13 protein-coding genes are annotated in these 15,898 nt (G+C 34.9%); 1 reads left to right on the top strand and 12 read right to left on the bottom strand.

Going from position 1 to position 15,898, the window contains the following annotated elements; translation table 11 throughout:
* The 6 genes from RMR19_RS21110 to RMR19_RS21135 all read right to left on the bottom strand — a co-directional run.
* A partial coding sequence (locus RMR19_RS21110) for a hypothetical protein (RefSeq protein WP_310605486.1) occupies positions 1-368 on the bottom strand: 368 nt, incomplete at its 3' end.
* Between the two features lie 346 nt (positions 369-714).
* Positions 715-1,005, bottom strand: a complete 291-nt coding sequence (locus RMR19_RS21115; RefSeq protein WP_310605487.1) for a hypothetical protein — start codon at positions 1,003-1,005, stop codon at positions 715-717.
* Positions 1,006-1,079: 74 nt separating this feature from the next.
* On the bottom strand, positions 1,080-1,325 hold the full coding sequence (locus RMR19_RS21120; protein ID WP_310605488.1) for a polymorphic toxin-type HINT domain-containing protein: 246 nt from the start codon (positions 1,323-1,325) through the stop codon (positions 1,080-1,082).
* A gap of 122 nt (positions 1,326-1,447) precedes the next feature.
* Positions 1,448-1,747, bottom strand: coding sequence for a hypothetical protein (locus RMR19_RS21125; protein ID WP_310605489.1), 300 nt, complete (start codon positions 1,745-1,747; stop codon positions 1,448-1,450).
* Positions 1,748-1,795: 48 nt separating this feature from the next.
* A complete protein-coding gene (locus RMR19_RS21130) occupies positions 1,796-1,945 on the bottom strand; it encodes a hypothetical protein (RefSeq protein ID WP_310605490.1) in 150 nt (49 codons plus the stop codon).
* Positions 1,945-2,400 (bottom strand): hypothetical protein, encoded by a 456-nt coding sequence (locus RMR19_RS21135; RefSeq protein ID WP_310605491.1) that lies wholly within the window; start codon positions 2,398-2,400, stop codon positions 1,945-1,947. Before RMR19_RS21135 ends, RMR19_RS21130 begins: the two co-directional genes overlap by 1 nt.
* 179 nt (positions 2,401-2,579) lie before the next feature.
* Between RMR19_RS21135 and RMR19_RS21140 the strand changes: the two genes are divergently transcribed.
* On the top strand, positions 2,580-2,840 hold the full coding sequence (locus tag RMR19_RS21140; RefSeq protein WP_310605492.1) for a hypothetical protein: 261 nt from the start codon (positions 2,580-2,582) through the stop codon (positions 2,838-2,840).
* 130 nt (positions 2,841-2,970) lie between these two features.
* Here RMR19_RS21140 and RMR19_RS21145 read toward each other — a convergent pair whose 3' ends face one another.
* From RMR19_RS21145 to RMR19_RS21170, 6 genes are all read right to left on the bottom strand, one after another.
* Positions 2,971-3,621 carry a hypothetical protein gene (locus RMR19_RS21145; RefSeq protein ID WP_310605493.1) on the bottom strand — a complete coding sequence of 217 codons (651 nt, stop codon included), beginning with the start codon at positions 3,619-3,621 and terminating at the stop codon, positions 2,971-2,973.
* Positions 3,621-4,844: an outer membrane protein assembly factor BamB family protein gene (locus RMR19_RS21150; RefSeq protein WP_310605494.1), complete on the bottom strand. Its 1,224-nt coding sequence runs from the start codon at positions 4,842-4,844 to the stop codon at positions 3,621-3,623. The genes RMR19_RS21145 and RMR19_RS21150 overlap by 1 nt, the downstream gene beginning before the upstream one ends.
* Before the next feature lie 297 nt (positions 4,845-5,141).
* On the bottom strand, positions 5,142-6,053 hold the full coding sequence (locus RMR19_RS21155) for a hypothetical protein (protein WP_310605495.1): 912 nt from the start codon (positions 6,051-6,053) through the stop codon (positions 5,142-5,144).
* Position 6,054: 1 nt separating this feature from the next.
* Complete coding sequence (locus RMR19_RS21160) at positions 6,055-6,720, bottom strand: hypothetical protein (protein ID WP_442871557.1); 666 nt, start codon at positions 6,718-6,720, stop codon at positions 6,055-6,057.
* 506 nt (positions 6,721-7,226) lie between these two features.
* Complete coding sequence (locus RMR19_RS21165; RefSeq protein ID WP_310605496.1) at positions 7,227-8,138, bottom strand: hypothetical protein; 912 nt, start codon at positions 8,136-8,138, stop codon at positions 7,227-7,229.
* Position 8,139: 1 nt separating this feature from the next.
* Positions 8,140-15,882 carry a cellulose binding domain-containing protein gene (locus tag RMR19_RS21170; protein ID WP_310605497.1) on the bottom strand — a complete coding sequence of 2,581 codons (7,743 nt, stop codon included), beginning with the start codon at positions 15,880-15,882 and terminating at the stop codon, positions 8,140-8,142.
* Positions 15,883-15,898 lie beyond the last annotated feature (16 nt).

Consider the following 15,898-nt stretch of genomic DNA (forward strand, 5'->3'; position numbering starts at 1 on the left):
CCTTTCGCTACTGCTTCTGCTCCAAACTTGATTACATATCTTGCGGCTATATCACTCAGAAAACTCATTGCAAAATCTTTTAATGCTTTTTCACAGTTATATTTCTTTCCTTGTTTCATCCAGTTTACAACAACATCTCCAAGGGCTGTTATTGCGGATTCTAGCTTTTTGTTCTTAAAATCAAATAAATTTTCACCAGCTGATTTGAGCACTTGCAACCAGTCTACTTTATTAAAGGAGGCTTTAAAGTTTCCTTTTGTTTTATCATTAAAAAAGTAGTTTGCTACCAGTTGCATTCCCATGTCAAATAGTCCACCTATACCTAGTTTTGCAAGTACTTGTACTAGGATATGACCACTTGGATCCATATATTTGTTTGGATTTTGAAGTGCATAGATATATGGATTTAATGTACTTGGATTTTTCGGATTTCCTTGATAAGCATCCTCACTTACAAATCGACCACTCTTTGCTTATATTTCCTATTACTAGACTGTATATACTTTTATTAATTACTTTGCTGCAATAATATCATTGCAAACATACCACTCAAACTTTATGTGTTATTTTCCAGTAGTAATTCACATTTCTATTTCCAAAAGCAGACAGTCCCTTAATGATAACTGTCTGCTTTTCTATCCAAATTACAATACTATAAGTAGTACTTAATCAGCCTATCTAGTTATATACCAAAATCCCATTACTTAATACCAATTAAAACGGTACAACTTGCTCAAACCACACCTGCAATTCATCTTCTACTAATCTCCACTTTACCCATACAAAGTCATTAGGAAATACATCTTCCACTGTGTCATTCTCAATTGACTTTAAAAATAAGCTTTTTTCATTTTCATTAATTAGCCAGCCACTTAATTCTTCTACATACCAACCTTTCTTCTCATATTCCAAATCATTCCCTTCACCTGTATCAAGCATAAATATTTTTCCTAATTTTTTGGCATTATCTTGTACAAAATCCAAATAACCATCTTCCTTTTTCACAAGCTCTTTCCTCCTATTATTTAGCACCCATCTATCTTTTGTTAGTAACTCCGCCTTTTAAGATTGTAACAAAATTACCATACATATCTGTGACAACAACATCGTAGAAAGCCTTCTTCTACAAATCCTACTCCTTCTACCCAGAATGGATGCTCACTTGTTGTTTCTATCTCTGTTCCATTTACTATCACATGAATTGTTTTATCCTTGTATCTAACAAATGTTTGTAGCACTTCTTTGTATGCAAGCTCTCCTATCTCTGGATTTTCTGTCAGTACATAATCTCCACACCATGCTACCTTCCCTTTATCTTTGTACACTAAACCCAACCAAGAATAGAAAGTGTTATTTCATAACTAATTCAAAAGTATTAAACCATTGATTTACACTCTCTGTAAGCAAAAAAAACATTTAACAGTATAAACCTCTATTGAATAATCTTCTATAGTATATTAGAAATAATAGTATATACTATTATAGCTTCGCTATATGAGTCTATATCTTCACTCAACCAACTTTCTTCCTCTTGCCGTATTTTATGAAAACGTAAATTAATTTCTGTATCTTCAAGCGAGCCTATTATAGTAAATGAATGTTTTGAAAAGTTAGTTTCCAAATATTGTTTTAACGCTTCCATTGCATTTAATAAAAAAGCCATTGAATTGATTTTAGGTATCTCTATAAAATCTTTTACTCTTATCTCATTGCAAAAGGCTTCATATCCTGTGTAATCGCCATACAATTCTATTATCCCTTCATGGTCTAACTCCCCTGACTTTAATTCATTATATTAATCCATAACAATTATACAATCATCAACTATTTTTATTTTAGAACAAACCTTTTTTAAAAACATTTTAACCTTTTTTTCAATCACGCTCTTCTTATTAGAATCCATTAACAAAATATATTTCATCATCTCATTATTAATTTTTATCATTACTTTATTTCCCCCAAATACTTTAAAGCCTTAATAATTGCATCTTTTATCCAAGGTTCTTTTAATAGGTTTTGGATTGTTTTACTGCTTACCTTGGTTCCATTCTCTCCTATCTTATGAGCTGTTTTTGTTTCTGTTTTATCTTCCTTTTCTTTAGTTTTACCATTCTTCTTATTAACCCAACTTATAAAATCAGTTGCTGCCTTGGCAAGATACCTTCTTCCATTATAAATAACTTCCTTCACATTTTCTAAGGCTTCTCTTCCTTCTGGTGATCGCAAGTAAACACCTGTAACGTATATGCAAGATAAAATGCCAGTCACTCCTACAAATATTAAAAGTATAAGCAAAGATGATTGTTCGAAAAAAGGAATTGCTAACTGCAACTGTGATCGATATTTTCCCAGCCTGACTGCGATATCGGGTGGGATTCTTCCCGTGACTGCTTTTATCATGGCTATGATTTATACATGCTTGTTTCGTCTGATTCAGAAAGTGACTTGCCTGTATTTCCACATTTTTCGTGTGCTTCTAAACATGATTCACATGGTTTTTTAGAAGCCTTTTTCAGAATGAAATCTTTTCTTCCTAAGTATAAGTTTCAAAGCTCCTATTAGATTCTGCTCATGATGCTATGCCGTATTACCAATACTGCCGTAAAGAAGGCATCACTCCCTTTATTGATCCCAACGGTAAAGGCGGACGACCACCTATTTACAAAAATGATTTTACCATCGACAAAGATGGTGTACCCATCTGTCAGGCTGGTTTTCGTATGCGTCGTGATGGTACTGAAGTCGCAAAAGGAAGAACTAAATTTAAGTGTCCTATGATTAGTCGAGATGGCGGTTGCTGTCACTTTGGTTACTTGTCCGTTCGCATCGTGCAGTTGTAGTGGCAAGAAATTTCCGTTTATATCCAAAATGCAAGCTACGACAGGCAAAGTAACCGATTTTAAAGTGCCGTTAACACCTGTCACAGTCTGCCGTCCAACACCTCATAGCCTCTTTAAAATCCCTAACTAGCTATAATTCCAAAGAAGTCCTACTCCAACAATATTGTGCCTTTTCCTCGTCACTTGCCACAAATACATACTCTTCTTGGTATTCCCCAACCTCCTCTAAAGTAAGTTTTAACGGAACACCTAATAATTCCTCTATGTAATCTTCTATCTCTTCAATATCTGTATCTCTTGACAAACTAGCTAATAGACCAATTGATTTATCTTCACACAGAATAGCCAATTCATTCCAATCCATCATCTTAGACTCTAACTCATATTCTTCTAACATATCGCCATAATTTCCATTAGTAACACAGTTTCCCTTGTTATATATACCAATCAGAAAAACATCCTCATCAAAGTTAGATGTATAAACGACTGCTGTGTCTGACATTATTGATACTTCCTGCGCTATCTCTGATATCGTTTCAAAACTATTATTTGGATCATAAATAGATATAACTCCTTTTCCTTGAATAATAAGCGTTTCTGGTTTCATTAAATGCTTTATTTTCTCTGCAAGGAGCTTATAGCTTTCATCATCTAACAGATTGCTTTTTTTATTTTCCTTAAATATAGCTGGCACATTTGCCGAGTATTCTTTCATTAGCTTTACTGCCATTGTCTCTTCTTCTTTTGTAAAGACATGAATACTCGCGTACTTCTTTCCCATTATGATTCCTCCTTATCCTCTTCACCTATAGCATATAAAATCCAATCCACACCAGAATCCATTTCTCCCCCATAAGTAAATCGGTTTGTAATTACATACAGAAGCTGATTTTCCCCAATAGAAGCTGCTACTGCTTCACCATCTAGATCAAGTTTCCAAAGATGTTTCCCATTCATTGTAAATGCATTAACAAATGTGCTATCACCTTTTTTTCTTTCCTTTCCAGATAATTGAAGTACGTTATTATCTTTATCTATCGTAATACAATAATTTGAGGAGCAGTCAAAATCAACACACCATCGTTCTTTTCCCTCTGGTGTTAATGACAGTACAGAAAATGGTGCTACATTCATATAACTATTACCGAATGAATCAAACGCTGGTGTACTGATTGGCAAGTGCTCCTTGTCTTCCCATACTATTGTTCCATCCTTTTGGCAAACGACTAAGCTACTATTCATAATGGCATAAATCTCTTGTTCTCTATTAATATTAAAAGAAGAATTCATAACACCTTCATTAAATTGTTTCTCCCATAATATTTCTCCAGCTTTATTTAGCGCACACAAATAAGTCTTTCCTACACTATATGCAAGATAGATTATTCCTTCTTCTGAGATAGTCGGCTCTCCATTTATCGTACCTATGATATCCTTACTCCAATTTAATGTTCCATCTTTTTTAATACTAACAAATGTCCCCTCTATTTCTTTAGATGTATACAGATAAATATTTCCCTCTTTATCAAGGACTGGTCTTGTAACTGACATTTTTTCTAATTTATAAGTCCAACTCACTTCTCCTGTAGACTGTATGCAAAATAAATTACCTGCAACTTCTTCCCTAGTTTGATAACCAACAGCATAGATTACGCCATCTTCCCCTATAACTGGAGCACTTAGTCTTAACTCTGTTTCAAATATAATTTGCTTTTCTCCTGTTTTCGATATTCTCCAAAGACGTCCCCAGCTTCCGTTTAGATTATATGGATCGGAATCTGCTACTAATATATTGCCTTCCGAATCTACTGCAAATCCCGGATTTCCTCCATCTATCATTGCGCTCGAGACTACAACAGACCAACGTACTTTTGGAATTCTTGGCAATCCAAATCTAGATTGTCTTGTCCAATTCGTATCTGTTGGATAGATTGCATTTCTATCATATCCTCCTACTTCAAATCCTCCAACGCCTTGGTTATTATTAAAATACTGTTTATTCATATAATCTCCATTCTGCCTTTAAACTTATGGCATATAAGCAGTTTTATAGCCCAGTGCATCATATTCAAATGAAGTTCCATCACCATTAATTTCAGTTACAGTTCTTTCCGTTAGTTATTCTAATCAACTCTTAAGTAACCCGACAGATTTTCATCCATCGGGTTAACGTTTTACTTTACTATTGTTATTGCAAAAAATAATAGTCTCATTTGAATTTAACAAACTATATGATATCAGTTATTGAATCGTTTTAGAAACGTTGGACTAACTGCCATTCTTTACTTCTAAACACTCCTCTTATTTCTGCAATTGTAACGTTTCACTTTTATCCCAACTTTCTATTTTTAGAAAGTTTTTCAAATTTTCCAACGGAATATTTATATCCTCTGGAGATCCACTATTTGAGAACGTTGTTAATACCAAGCCTTTTTTTGTTAGATAAAATTCATTTCTGTCTCTTTTTTCGTCCCCATCCTCATATCCTCTTAAATCAACTAAAAACCACTCACTCGCCTCACTTTGTGGCATATTGCTCTCTGCATAATAATTATACAGAAAAGCTCTTACTTCCCCATCTTTATCATCCAAAAAATCCTCTTCATATATCAATTTATATGTAAAATCCTCCGTAAGATTAATGATATCTTCCAAGCACAGTCGTTCACCTGTTTTCATATCTATTGTCACGGAAATAGATTTATAATAGGCTTTTTCCCTGTTCCAATACAGTACTACCGGAATACTTAGAATTTCCTTATTATAAATAATTCCAGGAAAATCTACTTCCGACCATGGAGTCGTTTCAATCTCTACACCACACATTGGACCAGAAAAGAATTTTTCATTGAAGATTGCAGTTTTTATTGTTTCATTAATTTTATTTTGTAACTCATTATCTTTCATTCCCTCAACACAAGGATAGTCAAATGCTTTCAATTCAGGTAATTGATAGAGTTCACCATTTTGATTGTAATAATCATCATATCCTGGCACCACCCATTTATCATACTCTTCCTGACTTATACTTTTCAAACTTACTTCTATTGATTGGTTTAACGGTTCTTCTTGCTTTAATTTATCTGGATTCACTTCAATATCTTGCTCTTCCAGATTGCTATTTATCACCTTATCCTCTCTTTGTGTACATGATGTTAATGCTAGTAATAGCATAACTAAAATTGCTATTACTTTAATGCAGATTCTTCTCATATTAGTACCCTCCAAAAATATCATAAGCACTATTAAACTTTTCTGTTCTATCATTCCAATTATTTGATGAAACAACAATTCCTCCATTAATGACTTCAATATCAACGACTACATATGTCTTCTGCTTTCCATAAGTACCATTATACACTGATGAATAGTCAATTTTTTTATATTTTCCTGCAGCTATTTTTTTATAGTCTTCATTAGCACCTCTTGAGCCTTGAACAAATGATGATATAACTATGAAGCAATCATCTAGTTTATATCCCGAGTCCATATACTCATCTAATCTCTTTTTACATGGCTTAAGATCTGTCCAAAACCATGCTGCTGACATCCATGCATATTTTTCAGCTACGACTCTATAAGGATTAGCACTATTCATAATTTCCCCTTTATACCCTTTCAATTTGTAAGTAGTTACTCCACCATTTGTATCCATTACCTTTAATAGATTACCGTTGTTGTCGTAAGTGTAACTTACTGTGTCTGCTGTACTTGCACCAGTTGTTCCTCCTGTCGCACTTACCGTTGGATACGTAATGGTTTTCTTTTGTCCTAACTTCGTCCATGTGTATTCGATTGTCTGGTTATTCGAATCCGTCACTTTGCTTACTTGTCCGTTGGCATCGTATTCGTATGTCGTTGTCCCATTCCAATCTGTCATGGTTTTTACTTGATCGGTGCTTGTATACGTATAGGTGATGCTGCGATTATCACTATATGTGATTTTCTTTTCATTTCCGACCTTATCATACTCATATTTTATACTTGTACCGTCTTTTTGTTGTTCTTTGGTTAATCTTCCGTCGGCATCGTAGGTATAGATTATGCTATCTCCTGCTACATCGGTTTGCTTAATTAGATTATCATTCTTACCATACTCATTTTTATAGCCTAGTGCATCAGTCTTTGATACCTTGTTACAACTTGCATCATATTCAAATGAAGTTCCATCACCATTAATTTCAGTTACAGTTCTTTCCGTTAGTTATTCTAATCAACTTTTAAGTAACCCGACAGATTTTCATCCATCGGGTTAACGTTTTACTTTACTATTGTTATTGCAAAAATAATAGTCTCATTTGAATTTAACAAACTATATGATATCAGTTATTGGATCGTTTTAGAAACGTTGGACTAACTGCCATTCTTTACTTCTAAACACTCCTCTTATTTCTGCAATTGTAACGTTTCACTTTTATCCCAACTTTGTATTTTTAGAAAGTTTTTCAAACTTTCTAACGGAATATTTATATCCTCCGGAAATCCACTATTTGAAAATTTTGTTATTACTATCCCTTTTTTGGTTAGATAAAAGTAATCACATTCTATTTTTTTATCGCCCTCCCAATACCCTCTTAACTCAAATAAAAACCACTTACTAGATCCACTTTGGGGACTTTTATCCTTTACATAATAATTATATAAATAATCCTTTACCTCTCCTTCTTTATCCTCCAAAAAATCCTCTTCATATAGCAATTTAGATGAAAACTCCTCCGTAAGATTAATGATATCTTCCAAAAACAGTCGTTCACCTGTTTTCATATCTATTGTCACCGAAATGGATTTATAATAGGCTTTTTCCCTGTTCCAATACAGTACTATTGGAATACTTAGAATTTCCTTATTATAAATAATTCCAGGAAAATCTACTTCCGACCATGGAGTCGTTTCAATCTCTACACCGCACATTGGACCAGAAAAGAATTTTTCATTGAAAATTGCAGTTTTTATTGTTTCATTAATTTTATTTTGTAACTCATTATCTTTCATTCCCTCAACACAAGGATAGTCAAATGCTTTCAATTCAGGTAATTGATAAAGTTCACCATTTGGGTCGTAATAATCATCATATCCTGGCACCACCCATTTATCATATTCTTCTTGACTTATGCTTTTCAAACTTACCTCTATTGATTGATTTAACGGTTCTTCTTGCTTTAATTTATCGGTATTTGTTTCAATATCTTGCTTTTCCAGATTATTATTTATCACCTTATCCTCTCTTGGCGCACATGAAGTTAGCATCATTAATATCATAACTAAGATTGATATTACTTTAATATGAATTTTTCTCATATTAGTACCCTCCAAATGCATCATAAGCACTATTAAATTTTTGGGTTCTATCATTCCAATGATTTGACGAAACGACAATTCCTCCATTAATGACTTCAATATCAATGACTTCATATGTATTGTGAATTCCATAAGAACCATTATACACTGATGAATAGTCAATTTTTTTATATTTACCTGCAGCTATTTTTTTATAGTCTTCATTAGCACCTCTTGAACCTTGAATAAACGATGATGTAACTATAAAACAATCATATAGTTTATATCCAGCATCCATATATTCATCTAACCTCCTTTTAGAAGGTGTAAGGTTTGCCCATATCCATGCCGCTGACATCCATGCATATTTTTCAGCTACGACTTTATATGGATTAGCACTCTTCATTATTTCTCCTTTATAGCCATTCATATTTCCTCTTAAATAATCATCAAATGACTTATAATTTTCCTCTCCAGTCAATTGAAGAGCACCAGCTCCCCTATATTTATAACTACTTCCACCTTGTATATAACCATAACCACCCATACCTGCTTCATGTCCTGCAGTCGCCATAAATAATATCATCTGCTCTTTTACATATTTCCCTTTATTAATACCAAACATACTTACCGCTTCATTAATTTCATCTGCAAGTTTCTGAGTTGGTTTGAGCCAACCAAAGTTCACTAATTGCTCGACAGTTATACTATTACCCTTCTCCTCTTTCTTTTTCTTCTTTCTTAAACGTTCTTTCGCTTCCCAATAGTTAAGATCTGTCATAAACGTATTTTTCAAGTATCCTGTTGGATCATAATAAGCAATTGAGTTGTTGGTACAGTATGTATAAAGATTCAAACTAGTAGGATCATTTCGTTTTCCTCGATAATTATCCTCACTTATAAATCGCCCTTTCTCCGCATCATAATATCTTGCCTTTGCGTAGTATAACCCTATACTTTCGTCATATACATGTCCTGTATAAGCAAATATATTTCCACCTGTACTTATCACCTCTGAGTTTGCTATTGTACCATATTCATCATATTCAATTGTAGTTCTTACCTTACCTGTTCCATCTAAGATATCCGTTACACTATGTTTCTCATCTGTTTTATAATAGCTGATTTCTCCTGATGTTTCGACACTGATTACTTCATCTGAGAAGGTAAATACTGATGTTTTTCCCGTAATGGAATTCTTCGTCATAATGATATTGCCATAAGTAGATTTAGGGTCTATTACATAGGTGATATTGCTTGTTGCCATTCCTGCTTTTTCTACCTTGGCACTTATTCGGCTTCCTATTCCATCATAGCTGTACTTTGTTGTTACTGTTTCTACACTTCCGTTCTTAGCAGTATTCGCAATCACTTTAGATAGCTTATTTGTTGAATCAAATGTATAAACTTGTTTTTCAAGACCATTCTCTTCTACTTTATCTATATTTCCTCGCTTATCATAGGTATATGTAGTAACATCAGAACCTTCTACTGTCATTAGTAGCTGATTCAGATCGTTATAGTAGTACCGAATGTTTGCTTTTCCTGTTTCTTGTTTTGTTGCTCGATTATTAAATTCATCAAATGTATAGGTACGAGTTCCGCTATTATCTGTTACACTTGTCAATTGGTTTATCGCATCATAAATATAACGTGTCGTTTCTACCACTCCTGTTGTATCCTTTGTCTCTTTTGTTCGATTTCCATTCTTGTCATATTCATATATATATGTTTCTTTGCTGGTCTTTCCTGTTTCTTCTCTCCTTGTTAACCAACCATTCACTGCATATGTATATGCCGATTCTATCCCGTTTGATAGTTTTTTAGTTTTTACTTGATTACATGCATCGTAAGTGTACGTAGTTGTTCCGCTACTTGTATCTGTTACTTTCACTAGATTTCCATTGTTATCATATGTATAGCTTACCACTTCTCCTGTTGGATACTGTATCGTCTTCTTTTGTCCTAGCTTTGTCCAAGTGTATTGTAGTGTCTGCTTTTTTGCATCGATTACTTTGGTTACTTGTCCATTTGCATCGTATTCATATGTGGTTGTACCATTCCAGTCTGTCATGGTTTCTAACCAATCTGTACTTGTATACGTTTTTGTGACATTTCGATTGTCGCTATAGATGATCTTTATTTGGTTTCCTACCTTGTCGTATTCATACTTCGTTGCACTTCCATCTTTAGCAATTTCTTTTACTAATTTTCCCTCCGCATCATAGGTATATATTATACACTCTCCTAATGCATCAATTAACTTCGTTACTTGTCCATTTTTATTATACTCATAACTTGTACTTTGGTCTTTTTCTGCACTTTTTCCTACTCTTGCTTGTCTCATAAGGTTTCTATTCCCGTCGTAAGTATATGTTGCCACATTTCCTAGAGAATCAATTACTTTATTTAGATTTCCTACTTTGTCGTACTCATAGGTAGTTTTATATCCCTTTGCATCAATTGTTTCCTTTATATTCCCTTTTGCATCATATGTATAGATGATTTTATTTCCTGCTTCGTCGATTTCTTCAATCAGTTGATTACATAGGTCATATACACAACGTGTTGTCATACCTAATGGATTTTTCCGTGTAACTTGATTACCCTTTTTATCATAACCATAGGTTGTGACATTCCCATTTGCATCAATCTCTTTAACTAATTGATTGCTTTTATTATATTCTCTTTTGTTTACTTTCCCTAGAGCATCGGTTACACTTGTTCGATTTCCTAATACATCATAAGTATAGGTTGTTTTGTTTCCTAGTGCATCTGTTTCTGATATCATATTGCCTTGGTTGTCATACTCATATTGTATCATATTTCCGTTAGCAGCCTTAATAGATATCACTTGATTGTCTTTGTCATATGTACAAGTTGTTGCATTTCCATTTGCATCCGTAAGTTTTGTTAGATTTCCATTCTTATCATACTTCCACTTCGTTATATTACCTAATGCACTAGTTTCTTTTGTTTTTCTTCCCTCTGCATCATATTCATATGTTACTTTATTACCTTCTGCGTCAGTTGAACTCTTTAGTAAGCCTATTTCATTATAGCTATTCTTTCTCACATTCCCATTTGCATCCGTTGTCTTAATTAGATTACCAAGCCTATCATAACTATATTTTGCTACACCACCATTAGCATCTGTTTCTTCTACCGTTCTTCCTAGAGCATCATAAGTATACATTATGGTGTTCTTTAATGCATCTGTCTGTGTAATAACGCGGTCTAGCTTATCATATGAATAAGTTGTAACATTTCCTAATTCGTCTTTTTCTTCTAGGGTGTTGCCATTTGTATCATAGATATATGTTTTCTTTCCACCTAACGCATCGGTTGTACTCTCTACTCTTCCAAATAAATCGTAAGTGTAGATTGTTATCCCTCCGTCTGGTGCAGTTACATTTGAAACATTCCCCATCGTATCATACTGATAAATTTCTTTTCCTGACAAGGCATTCGTAGAGTAGCTTAAACGCCCTGTTGTCTTATCGTATGCATAGGATGTGATATTTCCGTTCTGGTCGGTATCCGTTAGTACTTGTCCATCTTTGTTATATGATGTTTTTGATGCATAACCCAACGCATTCGTTACCTTGGTTACATTCCCATTTAAAGAATAAGCATACTTTGTTACTCCACCATTTGCATCTGTAAATGTTTTTATTTGGTTTAAGACATCGTAGCCATATGTAACCGTATCTCCGTTTCCATCTGTTATAGTTTCAACATTTCCCTTGCTATCATAGGTTCTTGTTTCAATGCTTCCATCGGCTCTTGTTATCTTTGTTAGATAACCCTTTTCACCATACGTATACTTCGTTACATTACCTTCGGCATCGGTTACACTTGTTAGGTTTCCTTTGCTGTCATAATCGTAAGTGGTTTTATTCCCCAAAGCATCAATTACTGTGGTGATTTGTCCTCTTTTATTATACGTGTTTGTCGTTGTATTTCCTAATGCATCTACAATAGTTGTAATATTTCCATTCGTATCGTAAGTATATTCGGTCTTATTCCCTGCTTTATCTGTCGTTGTTGTATACGATTCCTTACTTTCTACTGGATAATTCGCATCTTCCTCTTCTTCTAAATTAGGGTCGATTACATCGGTATACGATAATGGGATACTTCCATACGCCCAACGATCGTTAATGAAGATAGCAATCTTATTCCATTCCTCATAATCCTTACTGTCTGGATTTAACGAGAAGTCGTTTGTCTGTACATATTTTGTCCAGTTTGATCGGTGAATTCGTACCTGTAATTCTAGGTATTCGCCCGGTTGTATCGTAATATCTGGTCTCTTAAATCCAATATCGGCAATACATTTCGTTGCTAGATTACTATCATTTACCTCAGTAAATGTGCATGTTATTTCATTCTTACTAATACTTGTTTGATATCTGCTTCCGATTGCTGCCCAGTCTACTTCAAAGATTTGCTCCTCTGGTCCATCGGCTGTATAGAAGTAGTTTAAACGCAAATCAGATAACTTAATTGCTTCTTCACCGATGTTATATACTCGAAATCTTGGTGAGATTTCATTGCTTCTACTCTCTCGGTTTCGGTTATACATCTCCGCTTTTACTGGTTTATAGGTGCTGTCTGCATAATCCATGTGTTCGACTTCTAGCTCTTCGTCTTCACTTGGAATTAAATCTTCGCCCCATACTTTCACACCATTCACAAAGACATCAACTTTCTTCCAATCTTCATACCATTGGTTTGGATTGATGGAATGGTCATTTGTTAAGTCATAATTCGTCCAATCGTTTTTTGCAAATCGAAGATGAAGATCTACGGTTGCTCCAATATCAATATAACCTGCGTCTTCTGTAAATCCAACTTCTACATAGGTGTCTGCTCCTTCAAATGTTTCCTCCAAGCTGTGGAAGCTTCCCGTTACGTTACTACTTCCCGCACTTGACCAATCACACCAGAAGTTTTGTGGCTTATTACTATCTTGCGTGTAGTAGTAGCGAATTGTTATGTCGCTGAGCTTCACCATGTTTTCGCCTAGGTTTACGACCTTCATCATTGGATGTATGGTATTTGCGTAAGTTCCATTGTTGCCTGCGTTATACATCTGAAGTTTTAGATTGTTCGTTCCTTTTGGAATGATTTCTTCTTCGGTATAGCTTGTGTTGCCGTTGTTTCCTGTATTTCCGTTGTTATTATTGTTTCCACCATTACCGTTATTACCATTGCCATTGTTATTATTGCCGTTATTGTTATTACCGGCTTCGCTTCCTGCTCCTGAGATTGAACCTTTTCCCCATACTAGGTTACCGTTGTAATACATGTCTACTTGGTCGAAGTAATCTAAACTTGAAGAGATATTTTGAGAGTAGTCATCACTTGGTTTGAATACGCTCCAATCACTTTTTCCGATTCTTGTATGGATATCGACATAGTTTCCTGGGGCTACTGTGCCACTTGTAAAACCAACTTCCATGTAGTGGTCTGCACCTGCTTCTGGGGTATCTAGTTTTATGAATTTTCCTGTTACGGCATCTTTGATTACATTCGTATCTTGAATTGCTGCATGGTCACAGAAGAAGTTTAAGCCATTCTCCCCATCGATTGTGAAGTAATAGCGCAGTGTTACATCAGATAATGCGATGTTTTCGCTGCTTGTGTTGTAGATACGGAATTGTGGATATAATGTGTTGTTTTCCATATCTCCTGTGCAGATGTTCATGTTGAATGTTTTTAATTCTAAGATATTTGTTACGTTGTCTTGTGACATGGCTTTTACTGTGATGTCAGAAGATTTTGTTGTGTCTTTGTTTGTCTTTCCTGCTACACTATTGGCTACAATTTCGTTATCCTTATTGTCTGTAGCTGCTGCAGTATTTTTTACTGTCTTTGCATTTGTTTTTGAATTTGCTGTTACCTGTTCATTAGAACTTGCTTCACTTCCTGCATTCGTATCAACTTTTGCATTTGCACTAGCACCATCTGCACTATTCGCACTACCAACACTCTTCTCCTCATAATAATATTTCATCGTTCCATCGCTATACTCTTCCGATTCAATGCGATAATCCTCGGTATAATGGAAGATAATTTTATTCTTATTTGGTTCTGTACAAGTAACGGTACGTGCGTTATCATCGTAGCTGTATGTATAGGTGCTTCCTTGCATTGTCTTGCTTGTTACACGATCGTTTCCGTCATATACAATATCATATAATACAACGCCCTCTGCACTTACTACCTTATTCAAACGATTATAAGAGTCATACGCATACGTTGTCTTATTGCCTTCCGCATCGGTATAACTTGTTAATAATCCATCTTTATAACCATACTTGATTTCTCTGCTTCCGCTATCCGTTACGGTCTTAATTGTTCCATCGGTGTTATAAGTAAGATTAAAATATCCACTTAGATTCTCTATCTTTGTTAGTAATCCGTCTGTATAGGTAAATGTAGTCGCATTCCCATTCAGGTCTTTGATTTCTTTTATTTTTCCGTTTGCCGTGAATTCATAGATAGTTACTCCATCTACAGTTAACGTATACGTTCCATTCGCATTCGCTTTTAATTCTCTTGCTAAGCCATCTGGTTTTTGATACGTTCCATCACTCTTTTTCGTATAGTATTCGATATGTCCATCTTCAAATCGGATGGCTATACTTGTTCCTAGATTTTGCAAGAAATACGTATACGAGTTTGTCCAGTTCATTCCATTCTCGTGGAAACTTTCTCCCATGGAGTTATAACTTCTTGTTAAATCAAGTGGGATATAGCCACCAATGTATAAGTCTTCGTTTTCATAGAAGTTATTTCCCATCGTCAAACTAACCGGATTCATGGATGCAGTTCTTTGTAACTGATCAATAATTCCCAAATGTTGATTTGTTGAAGTATTATTGCTTGTGATTTCTTGCTTTATTTTCTTCGTTGGATTGATAACCAATAGGTTGGAGCCAACGATTTCTCCACTATTTACATACGTTTCATAGATTCCATTATCTCTTCGGATAAGCGAATCCTTCTTATAATCGCCATAGTAAGCGGATGCTAGATATTCTAATCTGTCCGTTACTCGGAAGGTATGCATGACTGCGGATATACTACTTGTTGTCGTTCCTGATGTCGTTTGGATACTTGCTGCTAAATCATATAGGCTATAGCTTTCCATCGAAACTTCAGCATACCATAGGTTTTTGCCTATCGTTGCAGCTATGCTGTCTTTTGCTTTTCCATCTTTCTTAACCGAAAGTGTTACCTTTTTAACGCCTTGACTTGTACCACCTTTTCCATACACTTTGAATACATTTCCTTGTGTATTTGGCGCGATATAGATTTCCTGTGTATTGTCTCCCACAACAGATACGCTTGTTATGGATTGATATTTGCTGTATTTTCCTACTGGTTCTACAATAATCTTGTATGTTCCACTGCTTACATAGTTTCCACTATCATCTTTTCCGTCCCATACTAATTCATGTGGTACATAATTCCCTGTATATTCCTTGTTCTTCACAAGGTTTGCGATTACTTTCTTTCCATCTTTTACGTAAATGTTTACACTTCGTTTGCTTTCCAGATTGAACGTAATTGGTGCCTTTTCCCCTGCACTTGGCACGAATACTTCTGGGTCTGCTTTTACGTACTTTGTTTGTGTTGTCTGTGTCGTTGCCGCTTTCGTATCAAGTGGCAATCCTGTTGTTACGATGGTTACACAAAGTAACAGACACAGGATTCGTTTGAATAGTTGATTCCTTGCATGTTCATTTCTCATAAGTCCTTTTTCCTCC

Origin of the sequence: Anaerosporobacter sp. (genome assembly GCF_031551385.1) — a bacterium.
Taxonomy (GTDB): Bacteria; Bacillota; Clostridia; order Lachnospirales; family Lachnospiraceae; genus Anaerosporobacter.

What these genes read in the sequence shown, in the direction of transcription:
- RMR19_RS21150 (WP_310605494.1), bottom strand. Translation starts at nt 4,844, where the DNA reads ATGAATAAACAGTATTTTAATAATAACCAAGGCGTTGGAGGATTTGAA.
- RMR19_RS21130 (WP_310605490.1), bottom strand. Translation starts at nt 1,945, where the DNA reads ATGATAAAAATTAATAATGAGATGATGAAATATATTTTGTTAATGGAT.
- RMR19_RS21170 (WP_310605497.1), bottom strand. Translation starts at nt 15,882, where the DNA reads ATGAGAAATGAACATGCAAGGAATCAACTATTCAAACGAATCCTGTGT.
- RMR19_RS21140 (WP_310605492.1), top strand. Translation starts at nt 2,580, where the DNA reads ATGCCGTATTACCAATACTGCCGTAAAGAAGGCATCACTCCCTTTATT.
- RMR19_RS21135 (WP_310605491.1), bottom strand. Translation starts at nt 2,400, where the DNA reads ATGATAAAAGCAGTCACGGGAAGAATCCCACCCGATATCGCAGTCAGG.
- RMR19_RS21165 (WP_310605496.1), bottom strand. Translation starts at nt 8,138, where the DNA reads ATGAGAAAAATTCATATTAAAGTAATATCAATCTTAGTTATGATATTA.
- RMR19_RS21160 (WP_442871557.1), bottom strand. Translation starts at nt 6,720, where the DNA reads ATGACAGATTGGAATGGGACAACGACATACGAATACGATGCCAACGGA.
- RMR19_RS21145 (WP_310605493.1), bottom strand. Translation starts at nt 3,621, where the DNA reads ATGGGAAAGAAGTACGCGAGTATTCATGTCTTTACAAAAGAAGAAGAG.
- RMR19_RS21155 (WP_310605495.1), bottom strand. Translation starts at nt 6,053, where the DNA reads ATGAGAAGAATCTGCATTAAAGTAATAGCAATTTTAGTTATGCTATTA.